Here is a 261-nt window from a genome sequence, read left to right as displayed (position 1 = left end):
TTGGCTGTCGACTGGAGCCGCGCTGCCCGTATGCGCAGCGTAAGTGCACCGAAACACCGCGCCTGACCGGCAATAAAGCGCATCTCTTTGCTTGTCTCTTCCCGCTGAATATGGAGAGCCAGTAAACATGGAAACGCTGCTGGAAGTGCGCAACCTGTGTAAAACCTACCGCTATCGCACCGGTTTGTTCCGTCGTCAGCACGTTGGGGCGGTGAAAGGCGTCAATTTTACCCTTCGTGAAAAACAGACGCTGGCGGGGAT

The 261-nt window shown here is 55.9% G+C and carries 2 pseudogenes; both read left to right on the top strand.

Annotation, left to right across the window (positions count from 1 at the left end):
* Positions 1 to 125 (top strand): annotated as a pseudogene (locus KVT28_RS25440) (peptide ABC transporter ATP-binding protein); the annotation flags it as partial.
* Positions 126 to 127: 2 nt separating this feature from the next.
* Positions 128 to 261, top strand: a pseudogene (locus KVT28_RS25435) (peptide ABC transporter ATP-binding protein); the annotation flags it as partial.

Origin of the sequence: Pantoea sp. GbtcB22, assembly GCF_019091025.1 — a bacterium.
GTDB lineage: Bacteria > Pseudomonadota > Gammaproteobacteria > Enterobacterales > Enterobacteriaceae > Pantoea > Pantoea leporis.
Note: the sequence above shows the minus strand (reverse complement) of the source record. Positions and strands in the feature narration are given on the sequence as shown.